This is a genomic window from Streptomyces sp. SAS_270, from assembly GCF_052543295.1.
This window is the reverse complement of the sequence record NZ_JBMNDS010000028.1, coordinates 61,399-75,571: the sequence shown is the minus strand read 5'-3', so window position 1 is coordinate 75,571 and position 14,173 is coordinate 61,399. Positions and strand designations below refer to the sequence as shown.

Annotated in this window: 16 protein-coding genes; 13 read left to right on the top strand and 3 right to left on the bottom strand. The window is 70.8% G+C overall.

Annotated elements, in window-relative coordinates; translation table 11 throughout:
* Positions 1-2: 2 nt before the first annotated feature.
* Positions 3-329, top strand: coding sequence for a plasmid stabilization protein (locus ACN6LB_RS20460; RefSeq protein WP_445027180.1), 327 nt, complete (start codon positions 3-5; stop codon positions 327-329).
* 28 nt (positions 330-357) lie between these two features.
* Here the strand turns inward: ACN6LB_RS20460 and ACN6LB_RS20455 are convergent, their stop codons facing one another.
* Positions 358-654, bottom strand: coding sequence for a YciI family protein (locus tag ACN6LB_RS20455; RefSeq protein WP_445027179.1), 297 nt, complete (start codon positions 652-654; stop codon positions 358-360).
* A gap of 61 nt (positions 655-715) precedes the next feature.
* Here ACN6LB_RS20455 and ACN6LB_RS20450 point away from each other — a divergent pair, with 61 nt between their 5' ends.
* Positions 716-1,405: an endonuclease V gene (locus ACN6LB_RS20450; protein WP_445027178.1), complete on the top strand. Its 690-nt coding sequence runs from the start codon at positions 716-718 to the stop codon at positions 1,403-1,405.
* 99 nt (positions 1,406-1,504) lie between these two features.
* Entirely contained in the window at positions 1,505-1,651 is a 147-nt protein-coding gene (mmpA, locus tag ACN6LB_RS20445) for a morphogenic membrane protein MmpA (RefSeq protein WP_356142953.1), read from the top strand.
* 28 nt (positions 1,652-1,679) lie between these two features.
* On the opposite strand, the gene ACN6LB_RS20440 is transcribed toward mmpA, so the two are convergent.
* Complete coding sequence (locus ACN6LB_RS20440) at positions 1,680-2,864, bottom strand: saccharopine dehydrogenase family protein (protein WP_445027177.1); 1,185 nt, start codon at positions 2,862-2,864, stop codon at positions 1,680-1,682.
* Between the two features lie 84 nt (positions 2,865-2,948).
* Between ACN6LB_RS20440 and ACN6LB_RS20435 the strand changes: the two genes are divergently transcribed.
* From ACN6LB_RS20435 to ACN6LB_RS20410, 6 genes are all read left to right on the top strand, one after another.
* The gene (locus ACN6LB_RS20435) at positions 2,949-3,329 is read left to right on the top strand and encodes an MmcQ/YjbR family DNA-binding protein (protein ID WP_445027176.1); all 381 of its coding nucleotides are present in this window, start codon (positions 2,949-2,951) and stop codon (positions 3,327-3,329) included.
* Positions 3,330-3,470: 141 nt separating this feature from the next.
* On the top strand, positions 3,471-4,622 hold the full coding sequence (locus ACN6LB_RS20430; protein WP_445027175.1) for a CaiB/BaiF CoA transferase family protein: 1,152 nt from the start codon (positions 3,471-3,473) through the stop codon (positions 4,620-4,622).
* On the top strand, positions 4,622-5,635 hold the full coding sequence (locus ACN6LB_RS20425; RefSeq protein WP_445027174.1) for an LLM class F420-dependent oxidoreductase: 1,014 nt from the start codon (positions 4,622-4,624) through the stop codon (positions 5,633-5,635). Before ACN6LB_RS20430 ends, ACN6LB_RS20425 begins: the two co-directional genes overlap by 1 nt.
* A 14-nt stretch (positions 5,636-5,649) precedes the next feature.
* Entirely contained in the window at positions 5,650-6,792 is a 1,143-nt protein-coding gene (locus ACN6LB_RS20420) for an acyl-CoA dehydrogenase family protein (protein ID WP_445027173.1), read from the top strand.
* A gap of 39 nt (positions 6,793-6,831) precedes the next feature.
* The gene (locus ACN6LB_RS20415) at positions 6,832-8,046 is read left to right on the top strand and encodes an acetyl-CoA C-acetyltransferase (RefSeq protein ID WP_445027172.1); all 1,215 of its coding nucleotides are present in this window, start codon (positions 6,832-6,834) and stop codon (positions 8,044-8,046) included.
* A 30-nt stretch (positions 8,047-8,076) separates the two neighbouring features.
* Positions 8,077-10,257, top strand: coding sequence for a 3-hydroxyacyl-CoA dehydrogenase NAD-binding domain-containing protein (locus ACN6LB_RS20410; protein ID WP_445027171.1), 2,181 nt, complete (start codon positions 8,077-8,079; stop codon positions 10,255-10,257).
* 84 nt (positions 10,258-10,341) lie between these two features.
* Here the strand turns inward: ACN6LB_RS20410 and ACN6LB_RS20405 are convergent, their stop codons facing one another.
* Positions 10,342-11,049, bottom strand: coding sequence for a TetR/AcrR family transcriptional regulator (locus ACN6LB_RS20405; protein WP_445027205.1), 708 nt, complete (start codon positions 11,047-11,049; stop codon positions 10,342-10,344).
* 123 nt (positions 11,050-11,172) lie between these two features.
* Here ACN6LB_RS20405 and ACN6LB_RS20400 point away from each other — a divergent pair, with 123 nt between their 5' ends.
* The 4 genes from ACN6LB_RS20400 to ACN6LB_RS20385 all read left to right on the top strand — a co-directional run bounded on the left by ACN6LB_RS20400 (position 11,173) and on the right by ACN6LB_RS20385 (position 14,171).
* Positions 11,173-11,925 (top strand): SDR family oxidoreductase, encoded by a 753-nt coding sequence (locus ACN6LB_RS20400; RefSeq protein WP_445027170.1) that lies wholly within the window; start codon positions 11,173-11,175, stop codon positions 11,923-11,925.
* A 57-nt stretch (positions 11,926-11,982) separates the two neighbouring features.
* Entirely contained in the window at positions 11,983-12,888 is a 906-nt protein-coding gene (locus ACN6LB_RS20395; RefSeq protein ID WP_445027169.1) for an SDR family oxidoreductase, read from the top strand.
* 146 nt (positions 12,889-13,034) lie between these two features.
* Positions 13,035-13,265, top strand: a complete 231-nt coding sequence (locus ACN6LB_RS20390; RefSeq protein WP_445027168.1) for a tautomerase family protein — start codon at positions 13,035-13,037, stop codon at positions 13,263-13,265.
* 135 nt (positions 13,266-13,400) lie between these two features.
* Positions 13,401-14,171 carry a hypothetical protein gene (locus ACN6LB_RS20385; protein ID WP_445027167.1) on the top strand — a complete coding sequence of 257 codons (771 nt, stop codon included), beginning with the start codon at positions 13,401-13,403 and terminating at the stop codon, positions 14,169-14,171.
* The last annotated feature ends 2 nt before the right edge of the window (positions 14,172-14,173 follow it).

Genomic DNA, 14,173 nt, shown 5'->3' with positions numbered 1-14,173 from the left:
TCATGCCACGCGGTTCGAACGCCAAGCGGGAACGCCAGTACGAGCACATCAAGGAGAGTGCGCGAGACCGGGGCGAGAGCAACAAGCGCGCCGAGGAGATCGCCGCGCGCACCGTCAACAAGGAGCGCGCCCGCTCCGGCGAGTCGAAGAGCGCGAGCAAGACGTCCACCCAGGACATGTCGTCCGGCGAGCGTGGCGGCCGGCGCTCGGGCAAGGGCTCGCAGGGGCCGACGTACGACCAGCTCTACGAAGAGGCCAAGCGGCGCAACATCGACGGCCGCTCGGACATGAACAAGCAGCAGCTGCAGCGCGCCCTCGGCGGCAAGTGATCCGGCGGGCGACCGGGAGGCACCCGGCTCAGGCCAGTGTCTCCCGGTACGCCTCCAGGGCGGGCGCGGTCTTCGCCGCGACGAACTCCGTTATCCGGTACTCGCACACACCGGCGGTGACGAACGGGTCGCCGGCGCTGATCTCCTCGATCCGCGCGCGGCTCTCCGCGACGGCGAGGATCACTCCGCCGTCCCGCGGGTTCTTGCGCCCGGCGGTCAGGAAGACGCCCGCCGCGAAGTGCTCGTCGAGCCAGCCGACATGCGCCTCCAGCACGGCGTCGACGGCCTCCAGCGGTGCGGTGTACGTCAGTTCGAGAAGAAACATGATCGCGAGCGTACTCCGGCGAGAACACGGGCCGGGGCCGGCCCTTACGCTCGTCCTCACCATGACGACCGTAGCGATCCCCGCGGGCTGGCCCGCGACCGAAGAGCAAGCCCGCGCCGTCCAGGACGAGTTGCGGGGGAGGGTGGCGCGCGACGAGCCCGGGCCGCCGCCCGGCACCGGCCATGTGACGGGCGTCGACGTGGCGTACGACGACGAGCGCGACGTCGTCGTGGCCGCGGCGGTCGTGCTGGACGCGGCGAGCCTCGACGTCGTCGCCGAGGCCACCGCCGTCGGGCAGGTCTCCTTCCCGTACGTTCCCGGGCTGCTCGCCTTCCGTGAGATCCCGACCGTCCTGGCCGCCCTCGACGCGCTGCCGTGCCCGCCCGGCCTCGTCGTCTGCGACGGCTACGGCCTGGCCCACCCACGCCGCTTCGGCCTCGCGAGCCACCTCGGCGTGCTCACCGGGCTTCCCACGATCGGGGTCGCCAAGAACCCCTTCACGTTCACCTACGAGGAGCCCGGCACCCCGCGCGGCAGCGCCTCCCCGCTCCTCGCGGGCGACGAGGAGGTAGGCCGCGCCCTGCGCACCCAGCCCGGCATCAAACCGGTGTTCGTCTCCGTGGGCCACCGGGTGAGCCTCGACACCGCCTGCGCGCACACGCTCGCGCTCACTCCCGCATACCGCCTCCCGGAGACCACCCGGCGAGCCGACTCCCTCTGCAGGCGGGCCCTGAAGGAAGCAACTCTCTGAAGGCCGTTGCGAAGGTCCGCTCTGAGTACGAGTGCTGAGTAGGAGTTCTGAGTACGTGTACGGATGTGGGACCCGGCCATGATCGGCAGGCTGTGCCCCATGACAACGCACCGTGCCGCGAAGCCCGCCGCCAGCCCTGTCCAGCCCGTCGAGCGTGCCGTCCTGGCCGCACTGATCCTCGCCGTGATCGCCGGCGTCGCCTGGATCGGCGCGATGGTCTACACGGTCACGGGATGGGCGCAGTAAGGACGTTGTCGAGCGGGCCGCGGATCGGTCAGCGGGTGGCCGCGACCCGGAACGTGATGCCCGCCCCGCGGAGCCGTTCCGTGAGCGCGTCGCCCATCGCCACCGCCGTCGTGACCTGCCCGGCCGTCTCCGGCAGGTCGTCGAAGGCGAGACAGAGCGCGGACTCCGCGAGCATCTTGGCCGTCTCGTCGTAGCCGGGGTCGCCGCCCGCGACCTCCGTGAACACGCGCCGCCCGCCGCCCTCGCCCACGAACCGCACCGAGAACCAGCTCTTCGCACGCCGCTCCGCGCTCGGTCCCTCCCCGGGCCTTACCCGGTCCGACAACCAGCGCCGCGCGGGCGGCAGTTGGGCGGCCGCGAAAATCGCGCCGACGGCCGCGACCCCACCGAGCGCCACGGGCAGGCTCTCGACGGCCGCGTAGTGGCGGTAGCGGAAGTCCGGACCGTACCGCTCCAGTGCCCGCGCCGAACGCTGCACCACCTGCGGGTCGATGGTGGGCAGCGGCAGTGCCCACGCGCCGATCTCCTTGGCGAACCGCGGCGCGCTCGGCGGCGCGGCGGCCCGCCTTCCCATCAGCCGCGGTTCGTGCCGCCTGCGGTCCCGGGCGGCGGAGATCATGTGCCTGCCACGCGCGAACTGGTTGAGCGCGGAGGCGAACGTACCGCCCGAGAACATCGCCTGGGAGCGCACGAATCCGTCGACGGTCAGCGGCACCCCCTCAGGGAGCTGCCGCACCGTGAAGTAGGCGCCGAGGTCATGCGGAATGGAGTCGAAACCGCAGGCGTGCACGATCCGCGCGCCGGTCTCCCGCGCGCGTGCGTCGTGCCGGACGTACATCAGGTCCACGAACTCCGGCTCACCGGTGAGGTCGACGTAGTCGGTGCCGGCGTCCGCGCAGGCGGCGACCAGCTCCTCGCCGTACGTCAGGTACGGCCCGACCGTCGTGGCCACCACGCGCGCGTGGCGGGCGAGTTCACGCAGCGACTCCGCATCGGCCACGTCCGCCCGCAGCACCCCGACCTCGGCGCCGCAGGCGTCGGCCAGCCGCTCGCGCAGCTGCTCCAGCCGGGAGGTGCTGCGCCCGGCGATCGCCCAGCGCAGCCCTTCGGGCGCATGGGCGGCGAGGTACTCCGCGGTGAGCGTCCCGACGAAGCCGGTTGCTCCGAAGAGCACCAGGTCGTACGCGCGATCCGTCGTCTTCAGCCTGCTCATGACACCCCTCAGCCGTGCGCCCCGCGCCGTTGTCGGTGGCTGAGGCTAGCGTGAGGTACGAGCAGCCGGACAACGAGGTCGGAGGTGGCGGTGGCCGAGAACGCGCTGAAGAGGTGGCGGAAGGTGCGCGCCTTCGCGCTCGGCCTGCCGGGCGCCGCCGAGGAGTTCCCCTGGGGCGAGACCGTCGCGAAGGTCAACAAGAGGGTGTTCGTCTTCCTCGGCGTCGACGACGGCAGCCATCCACTCGGCCTCACGGTCAAACTCAAGGATGAGGAGGCGCACGCGCACGCGCTGACCTCGCCCGGAGCCGAGCCCGCCGGATACGGCCTGGGCAAAGCCGGCTGGGTGCGCATACCCCTGGACGGGCACGGGGCCCCGGCCGCGGAGCTGCTCTGCGACTGGGTCGAGGAGAGCTACCGCGTGATCGCGCCGAAGAAGCTGGTCGCGGAGCTGGACGCTCGCTGAAGCACCCCGATTCGCCCCGCTCCGGGCCGGTCTGCCCGGCGTAATTTAACTAAGCGCTTGCTCGTCAAGGCTTGTCTGATGTGGAACACGTTCTTAACATCGCTGATGTCACATCAGTAGTGTCACAGTGCTGGGGGCTCGATGGCAGAAGCAGGGACGCCAAGGCACGGTCCGCTCGCCGGGGTGCGCGTGGTCGAGCTCGCGGGGATCGGCCCCGGCCCGTTCGCCGCCATGATCCTCGCCGACCTCGGTGCGGACGTCGTCCGCGTGGACCGCCCGGGCGGCGCCGGCCTCGCGATCGACCCGGCCTACGACATCACCAACCGCAACAAGCGTTCCGTCGTCGTCGACCTGAAGAGCGAGCACGGCGCGGCCCGCGTCCTCGACCTCGTCGACCGCGCCGACGTCCTCGTCGAGGGCTACCGCCCGGGCGTCGCCGAGCGCCTCGGTGTCGGCCCCGAGGACTGCCACGCCCGCAACCCGAAGCTCGTCTACGGCCGGATGACCGGCTGGGGTCAGCAGGGCCCGCTCGCCCAGCGGGCCGGGCACGACATCGCCTACATCGCGCCGACCGGCACCCTCGGCATGATCGGGAATCCGGGCGAGCCACCCGCGGTCCCCGCCAACCTGGTCGGTGACTATGCGGGCGGCTCGCTGTATCTCGTCGTCGGTGTCCTCGCCGCGCTGCACCACGCGCGCGCGACCGGCACCGGACAGGTCGTCGACGCCGCCATCGTCGACGGAACCGCGCACCTCACCTCGATGATCCACGGCATGCTCGCCGCCGGCGGCTGGCAGGACCGGCGCGGAGCCAACCTCCTCGACGGCGGCTGCCCCTTCTACGGCACCTACGAGACGGCCGACGGGCAGTACATGGCGGTGGGCGCTCTGGAGCAGCAGTTCTACGACGAGTTCGTGGCGCTGCTCGGCATCCGGGACGAGGCCCCGGCCCGCAAGGACGTGTCCCGCTGGGGCGAACTGCGCGAGAGTGTCGCGGCCCGCTTCAGGACCCGTACGCGCGAGGAGTGGACGGCCGTCTTCGAGGGCTCCGACGCGTGCGTGGCGCCTGTCCTGTCGCTGCGCGAGGCCCCGGCCCACCCGCACCTCGCCGCGCGCGGCACCTTCACCGACCACGGCGGCATCACCCAGCCCGCCCCCGCGCCCCGCTTCTCCGCGACGCCCACCTCCGTCCGCAGCGGCCCCGCGCAGCCGGGCGCCGACACCGAGGCCGTGGCACGAGACTGGGACGTACCCCACCTCGCCAAGGACGACCTCACCAAGGACGGCCACTGATGGAGCTCTCCCTCCCGCTCGACTACGCGGGCGACCCCCGAACGGCCGCCGACGAGGTCGCCGCGCTGGAGTCCGCCGGTGTGGACGCCGTCTGGGTCGCCGAGGCCTACGGCTTCGACGCGCCGTCGATCATGGGCTATCTGGCCGCCCGCACCGAACGCATGAAGATCGGCGCCGGGATCCTCAACGTCTACTCCCGCACTCCGGCCCTCATCGCCCAGACCGCCGCCGGACTCGACGCGATCTCCGGCGGCCGCGCCATCATCGGCCTCGGCGCCTCGGGCCCGCAGGTCGTCGAGGGCTGGCACGGGAAGCCGTACGACAGGCCACTGGGCCGTACCCGCGAGGCCATCGAGCTGACCCGCCGCATCCTGCGTCGCGAGGTCATCGACCACCACGGAATCACCGACATGCCCCGCCCCGGCGGCCTCGGCAAGCCCCTGAAGATCCTCACCAGGCCCGTGCGCCCCGAAGTCCCGCTCTATGTCGCCGCGCTGGGCCCCGCCAACGTCCGCATGACCGCCGAACTCGCCGACGGCTGGCTGCCCACCCTTTTCATCCCCGAGAAGGCCCACCATGTGTGGGGGACACCCCTGGCGGAGGGCGCCGCGCGCCGGGATCCCGCACTCGGACCGCTGGCGACCGTCGCGGGCGGACTGCTCGCCATCGGCGCGGACGCGGCGGCCGTACGGGATCTCGCGCGGCCCAAAATCGCCCTCTACGTAGGAGGGATGGGCGCGCCCGGCAAGAACTTCTACAACGACCTCGCCGCGGCGTACGGCTACGAGAAGGAAGCCGCGCTGATCCAGGAGCTGTACCTGTCCGGCCGCAAGAAGGAGGCCGAGGCCGCCGTGCCGGACGAGTTCTGCGAACTCATGTCGCTGTGCGGCCCGGAGGGTTACGTGCGCGAGCGGGTGGAGGCCTTCCGCGAGGCCGGAGTGACCATGCTCAACGTCACGCCGGTGGGACCGGAGCCGGCCAGGCTGGTCGAGACCGTCAAGAGCTGGCTCTAGGAGGCTTTGAGGCAATGAAGCGGCAGATCTTCACCGCCGAGCACGACGCGTTCCGCGAGACCGTCCGTACCTTCCTCGCCAAGGAGGTGCTGCCCCACTACGAGCAGTGGGAGAAGGACGGCATCGTCTCGCGCGACGCCTGGCGGGCGGCCGGCAAGCAGGGCCTCCTCGGGCTCGCCGTGCCCGAGGAGTACGGGGGCGGTGGTGAACCCGACTTCCGCTACAGCGCCGTACTCGCCGAGGAGTTCACGCGCGCGGGAGCCGCCGGGCTCGCGCTCGGCCTGCACAACGACATCATCGGGCCCTATCTGACAGGTCTCGCGACCGAGGAGCAGAAGCGCCGCTGGCTGCCCGGCTTCTGCGACGGCTCGCTCATCACGGCGATCGCCATGACCGAACCCGGCGCCGGATCGGACCTCCAGGGCATTCGGACACACGCCGAGGACCACGGCGACCACTGGGTGCTCAACGGCTCCAAGACGTTCATCTCGAACGGCATCCTCGCCGACCTCGTCATCGTCGTCGCGAGGACGAGCCCCGAGGGCGGCGCCCACGGACTCTCCCTGCTGGTCGTCGAGCGCGGCACCGAGGGCTTCGAACGCGGCCGCAACCTCGACAAGATCGGCCAGAAGGCCCAGGACACCGCCGAGTTGTTCTTCCACGACGTGCGCGTGCCCAAGGAGAACCTGCTCGGCGACCTCAACGGCGCCTTCGTGCACCTGATGACCAACCTCGCGCAGGAGCGCCTCAGCATCGCCGTCTCCGCGATCGCCGCCGCCGAGCACCTGCTGGAGATCACCACGGAGTACGTCAAGGAGCGCGAGGCCTTCGGCCGTCCGCTCGCCAAGCTCCAGCACATCCGCTTCGAAGTGGCCGAGATGGCCACGGAGTGCGCCGTCACCCGCACCTTCCTCGACCGCTGCACAGCCGACCACAGCGACGGCGAACTCGACGCCGTGCACGCCTCGATGGCCAAGTGGTGGGCCACCGAACTGCAAAAGCGCGTCGCGGACCGCTGCCTCCAACTGCACGGCGGCTACGGCTACATGACCGAGACCCGCGTCGCCAAGGCCTTCACCGACGGACGCATACAGACCATCTACGGCGGGACCACCGAGATCATGAAGGAGATCATCGGCCGTTCCCTGCTCGGCTAACCCTCCCCGCCCTCCCGGCTCTTCCTGAAAGGCTTGTCAGTGAGCACCGAAGCGTATGTGTACGACGCGATCCGCACCCCGCGCGGCCGCGGCAAGGCCAACGGCGCCCTGCACGGCACCAAGCCCATCGACCTCGTCGTCGGACTCATCCACGAGATCCAGGCCCGCTTCCCGAGCCTCGACCCCGCCGCGATCGACGACATCGTGCTCGGCGTCGTCGGCCCCGTCGGCGACCAGGGCTCCGACATCGCCCGCATCGCCGCGATCGCCGCCGGGCTGCCCGACACGGTCGCCGGCGTCCAGGAGAACCGCTTCTGTGCCTCGGGCCTGGAGGCCGTCAACCTGGCGGCGATGAAGGTCCGTTCGGGCTGGGAGGACCTGGTGCTCGCCGGTGGCGTCGAGTCGATGTCGCGAGTGCCGATGGCCTCCGACGGCGGCGCCTGGTTCGCCGACCCGATGACCAACATGGCGACCAACTTCGTGCCGCAGGGCATCGGCGCCGACCTCATCGCGACCATCGAGGGCCTCACCCGCCGCGACGTCGACGAGTACGCGGCCCTCTCCCAGGAGCGCGCCGCCGCGGCCTGGAAGGACGGCCGCTTCGAGCGGTCCGTCGTCCCCGTGAAGGACCGCAGCGGCCTGGTGATCCTCGACCACGACGAGTTCCTGCGCCCGGGCACCACCGCCGACTCGCTCGCGAAGCTGAAGCCGTCCTTCAAGGACATCGGCGAGCTCGGCGGCTTCGACGCCGTGGCCCTGCAGAAGTACCACTGGGTCGAGGAGATCGACCACGTCCACCACGCGGGCAACTCCTCCGGCATCGTGGACGGCGCCTCCCTCGTCGCCATCGGCACGAAGGAGGTCGGCGAGCGCTACGGCCTGACCCCGCGCGCCCGCATCGTCTCCGCGGCCGTCTCCGGCTCCGAGCCCACGATCATGCTGACCGGGCCCGCGCCCGCGACCCGCAAGGCGCTCGCCAAGGCCGGTCTGACCATCGACGACATCGACCTCGTCGAGATCAACGAGGCCTTCGCCGCCGTCGTGCTGCGCTTCGTGCGCGAGATGGGCCTGTCCCTGGACAAGGTCAACGTCAACGGCGGCGCGATCGCGCTCGGCCACCCGCTCGGCGCCACCGGCGCGATGATCCTCGGCACCCTCGTCGACGAACTGGAGCGCCAGGACAAGCGGTTCGGGCTCGCCACCCTGTGCGTGGGCGGCGGCATGGGCATCGCCACCATCGTCGAGCGCGTCTGACCCCCCAACGGATTGTTACGGAGCACCCTGATGAGCACTGAGCCCACCACCATCCGCTGGGAACAGGACGAGACCGGCGTCGTCACTCTCGTCCTCGACGACCCCAACCAGTCCGCGAACACCATGAACCAGGCCTTCAAGGACTCCATCGCGGCGATCGCCGACCGCGCCGAGGCCGAGAAGGACTCCATCCGCGGGATCATCTACACCTCCGCCAAGAAGACCTTCTTCGCGGGCGGCGATCTCAAGGACATGATGAAGGCGGGCCCGGAGAACGCCCAGGCCGCCTTCGACACCGGTACGGCCATCAAGTCGTCCCTGCGCCGCATCGAGACCCTCGGCAAGCCCGTCGTCGCCGCCATCAACGGCGCGGCCCTGGGCGGCGGTTACGAGATCGCCCTCGCCTCCCACCACCGCGTCGCCCTCGACGCCCCCGGCTCCAAGATCGGCCTGCCCGAGGTCACCCTCGGCCTGCTCCCGGCGGGCGGCGGCGTCACCCGCACCGTGCGCCTCATGGGCATCGCGGACGCACTGCTGAAGGTGCTGCTCCAGGGCACCCAGTACTCCCCGCAGCGCGCCCTGGACAACGGCCTCGTCCACGAAGTGGCCGCCACCCCCCAGGAGATGCTCGCCAAGGCGCGCGCCTTCATCGACGCCAACCCCGAGTCGCGGCAGCCGTGGGACGTCCCGGGCTACCGGATCCCGGGCGGTACGCCGGCGAACCCGAAGTTCGCCGCCAACCTGCCGGCCTTCCCGGCCAACCTGAAGAAGCAGCTGAACGGCGCCCCCTACCCGGCGCCGCGCAACATCCTCGCGGCCGCCGTCGAGGGCTCGCAGGTCGACTTCGAGACCGCTCTGATCATCGAGGCGCGCTACTTCACCGAGCTGGTCACCGGCCAGACCGCGAAGAACATGATCCAGGCGTTCTTCTTCGACCTCCAGGCCGTCAACTCCGGTGCCAACCGCCCCCAGGGCATCGAGCCGCGCCCGGTGCGCAGGGCCGCCGTCCTCGGCGCCGGGATGATGGGCGCCGGCATCGCCTACTCGTGCGCCCGCGCGGGCATCGAGGTCGTCCTCAAGGACGTGTCGGCGGAAGCCGCCGCCAAGGGCAAGGCCTACTCCGAGAAGCTCTGCGCGAAGGCGGTCTCCCGGGGCCGTACGACGCAGGAGAAGGCGGACGAGCTGCTGGCCCGCATCACGCCCACGTCCGACCCGGCCGACCTGGCGGGCTGCGACGCGGTGATCGAGGCGGTCTTCGAGGACACGTCCCTCAAGCACAAGGTGTTCCAGGAGATCCAGCACATCGTCGAGCCGGACGCACTCCTGTGCTCCAACACCTCCACGCTCCCGATCACCGCCCTCGCCGAAGGCGTGGAGCGCCAGGGCGACTTCATCGGCCTGCACTTCTTCTCGCCGGTCGACAAGATGCCGCTCGTCGAGATCATCAAGGGCGAGCGCACCGGCGACGAGGCGCTGGCCCGCGCCTTCGACCTGGTCCGCCAGATCAAGAAGACACCGATCGTCGTCAACGACTCGCGCGGCTTCTTCACCTCCCGCGTCATCGGGCACTTCATCAACGAGGGTGTCGCGATGGTCGGCGAGGGCATCGAGCCCGCGTCCGTCGAGCAGGCCGCCGCACAGGCGGGCTACCCGGCCAAGGTCCTCTCCCTCATGGACGAGTTGACGCTGACCCTCCCGCGCAAGATCCGGGCCGAGTCGAAGCGAGCCGTCGAGGAGGCCGGCGGCACCTGGGCGACCCACCCGGCCGAGGCCGTCATCGACCGCATGGTCGACGAGTTCGGCCGGCCCGGACGCAGCGGCGGCGCGGGCTTCTACGACTACACGGACGGCAAGCGCGCCAAGCTGTGGCCGGGCCTGCGCGAGCACTTCACGAAGCCGGGTCACGAGATCCCCTTCGAGGACATGCAGGAACGCATGCTCTTCTCCGAGGCCCTGGACACCGTCCGCCTCCTCGAAGAGGGCGTCCTGACCTCGGTCGCCGACGCCAACATCGGCTCCATCTTCGGCATCGGCTTCCCGGGCTGGACAGGCGGTGTCCTGCAGTACATCAACGGCTACGAAGGCGGTCTCCCCGGATTCGTCGCACGCGCGCGTGAGCTCGCCGAACGCTACGGCGAGCGGTTCACGCCCCCGGCCCTGCTGGTCGAGAAGGCCGAGAAGGGCGAGAGGTTCAGCGACGCCAAGAAGTGACGTGACGTGAGATGAGGTGAGGCGGCGTATCGCTCAGCGGTACGCCGCCTTCGCGTGCCGGGCCCGGGCGTGCCCGGACAGGCCTCAGGCGCTGCCGTCACCGCGGGCCAGTGTGTCCAGCCACTGGTGGAGCAGTCCGGTCTCGGCCGCGCTGAGTGCGGCGGGAGGCGCCACGCGCAGTCGGGCCCCGAGGGTCGCGGCCGCGGCCGGGACGCCGTCGGCGGCCGCGGACGGCTGCTCCTCCTGCGCGAGAGGCTGCGTGATGGAGTCGATGACGGCGTCACGGACACGGGCGGAGAACTCCGTGTCCGGATAGTGGGCGGCGCGGGCCACCAGGGACAGCGCCACACCCGTGTTGGCGGACATCACCATCTGTGTGGCCGCCTCCAGCGCGACCGTCAGGCGTCCGGCGACCGCACAACGGTCCAGCGTCTCGCGCAGCAGCTGGTGGGCCTCGTTGAGCGCGTCCGGCGGAACGGGCAGCCCCGGGGAGAACATCACCCGGTAGTGGTTGGGGTGCGCAAGGGCGAACCGTACGTGGTTGTCCCAGCCGTCCCTGACGTCCTGGACGGGGTCGGCGCTCGGCCGTGCGGCGCGCTTGGACGCCAGGTACTCCTCGAAACCCCTGTCCACGACCGCCGACAGCAGACCCGCCTTGTCGCCGAAGTGCCGGTAGAGCACGGGTGCCCCGACGCCGGCGGCCTCGCACACGGCGCGGGTCGAGAAGTCCGCGTCCGCTGACGAGACCAGCAGGTCGGTGGCTGCCTTGAGGATGCGTTCCCTCGGGTCCATGGGGTCCATGAGGGCAGTCTACGGCGTCCCGTATCGATGTTACGTATTTGGAGATAGCGGTAGTTCGATCCTGTGTTATCGTTGCTTACATCAAGCGGTAAGCGATGATTCTGGAGACCGGTCATGACATCCGAAACCCCAACCCCAACCCCCCGGGTCGCGATCGTCACGGGCGGCTCGCGCGGCATCGGACGCGCGGTCGTCCAGCAGCTGGCCGGCGACGGCTTCGCCGTGGTCGTCGGCTACGCCGGGCGCAAGGACGCGGCCGACGAGGCGGTCGCGGAAGTCCGGCAGGCCGGCGGGCAGGCGACGGCCGTCCAGGCCGACGTGGCGGACGAGCAGCAGGTGACAGCCCTGTTCGACACCGCCGAGCGCACTTTCGGAGGCGTCGACGTCGTCGTGCACGCCGCCGGACGCATGAGCCTCGCGCCCGTCGCGGAACTGGACCTGGACGTCCTGGACTCCCTGTACCGCACCAACATCCGCGGCACGTTCGTGGTGGCCCAGCAGGCCGCCCGCCGGATCCGCAGCGGCGGCGCCGTCGTCACCTTCTCCACGTCCGTGGTCGGACTGGCCTTCCCCGGCTACGGCGCGTACACGGCGAGCAAGGGAGCCGTCGAAGCCCTCACCCTGGTCCTCGCACGCGAGATGCGCGGCCGGGACGTCTCGGTCAACGCCGTCGCCCCCGGCCCCACGGCGACCGGACTGTTCCTGGACGGCAAGGACGAGGAGACCATCGCGCGGCTGGCCGCCCAGCCCCCGCTGGAGCGCCTCGGCACCCCGGAGGACATCGCCTCCGTCGTCGGATTCCTCGCCGGACCGTCGGGCCACTGGGTCAACGGCCAGGTCCTGCGCGCCAACGGCGGCATCATCTGACACCCGCCGCGCGGGCGTCGGGAAACCGGGCCCGCGGGCCGGAGGAAGGAACACATCATGACCGAACAGAGCAAGGTCGTCGTCGTGACCGGTGCCTCCAGCGGGTTCGGGGCGCTGACCGTGCGGGAACTGGCCCGCGCAGGACACACCGTGTACGCCGGGATGCGCGCCGTGGGGACCCGGAACGCCTCAGCCGCCGCCGAACTGACCTCCTTCGCCGCGGCGCACCAGGTCCGGGCCCACCCGGTCGAACTGGACGTCCTGTCGCAGGAGTCCGCGGACGCGGCGATCGGCCGGATCATCACGGAGCAGGGACACCTGGACGTCGTCGTCCACAACGCCGGGCACATGGTGCTCGGCCCGGCCGAGGCGTTCACCCCCGAACAACTCGCCGGGGTCTACGACACCAACGTCCTGGGGACCCAGCGCGTCAACCGTGCCGCGCTGCCGCATCTGCGCGAGCGGGGCGAGGGGCTGCTGGTCTGGGTCGGCTCGTCCAGCACCCGCGGCGGCTGCCCGCCCTTCCTCGCCCCGTACTTCGCGGCCAAGGCCGCCATGGACGCCCTCGCCGTGAGTTACGCCGCCGAGCTCATCCGGTTCGGGATCGACACCTCGATCGTCGTGCCCGGCGCGTTCACCTCCGGCACCCAGCACTTCGCCCACGCCGGAGCACCTGCCGACACCCGCAGGGCCGCGGACTACGACGCCCGCTACAAGTCCCTGATGGACGACGTGAACTCCCGGCTCGCCGACCTCGTTCCGGCGGATGCCGATGTCGCCGACGTGGCCCGCGAGATCCGGCGCGTGGTCGAACTGCCTCGCGGGCAGCGCCCGTTCCGCGTGCACGTGGATCCCAGCCGGGACGGCAGCGAGGTCGTCTCCGTGGTCGCCGACCGCATCCGGGGCGAATTCTTCCGGCGAGTCGGCCTGGAAGACCTCTTGACCAGCGGCAGCGGTGTCTGACGGGCAGCAGGTTCTGACCGGCAGCCGGTTCTGACCGACGGCAGTTCTCCGACCGGTGGCAGCCTCCTGTCACCGTGCCGCTCACGGCCGTACCGGCCGTGATTTCCCCACCCCCCTTCCTCATCACCAACATTCAGGAGACGGACATGCCTTTCGCCAACTTCAAGGTCCCCGCGGGCTCGTTGACGCCGAAGCAGAAGGAGCAGATCGTGCACCGGACCACCGACCTGTACGCCGATATCTACGGCGACCACGTCCGCCCCAACACCATGGTCCTCGTCGAGGAGGTGGCCGACGGCGGCTGGGGCATCGCCGGCGACGTCCTCATCCTTCCCAAGTCGGAGCCCGAGTCCGGCGAAGCCGCACGTGACCAGTAGGCCGTGATGACGTGACCGCGGGCGGCTCACGACTTCCGAAGTGGCAGGTGCCTCGGCGTTCTTGTGAGGATTCGTTGTGTGTGCGCAGGGCGACACCGCCCCTGCGCACGCACACGCCCTACGCTGCCGAAGATCATGATCACGCCAACGGAGGGGCCGTACGTGCGGTGCACCACCAAACGAGCGCTGCGAGGGGCCGGAGTCGGCGTTCTCGTCCTGTCGCTCGCGCTCACGGGTTGCCAGAGCAAGAAGAACAAGAAGAAACACCGGGGGAGTTCGTCCACGTCCCACAGTCGCACCGTCGGCGGTTCGACAGGTACCGGTTCGAGGGGCACCGGTTCCACGGGCGGCGGTTCGCTGAGCGGCGCCCAGGACGCCCAGGACGTGCTGCCGGCCGCGGACACCATGCCCGCCGCCCTGCGCACGGTCACGGAGGGCGCCTCCAGCCGGGCCAAGGCGCCGACCAACTGCAAGGAACCGTCCGCGAAGTGCAGGAACGCGGTGGCGCACGGCGACGTCGGATACAGCAGCACCGACCACGGTGAGGGCGCCCGCTTCGAGGTCATCGTCTACCGCAACGCGCGCGCCGCCTCGAAGGCCTTCCGGGCCTGGGACAGCAACGTCCGCAACCGCACCAGCGCGCTTCAGGTGCTCAAGGCGCCGACGTACGACGCCGGAAGTGTCACCTTCCAGTACAAGGCGGCGGCACGGGCGCACACTCAGGAGACGGTGATCCTCCAGGGGTCGTACATCGGCATCCTGGACTACCGCTCCGACGCCAACTCGGCGCGCGCGGGGGCCTCCACCACCCTGACCGGTCTCACCCGGATGTACGCCGAGCGGCTGCGCCAGGTCGCGGCCGACGAGACGCCCACCGCGTCCGCGGCCGGAGTCGAGGTCGCCTGAGA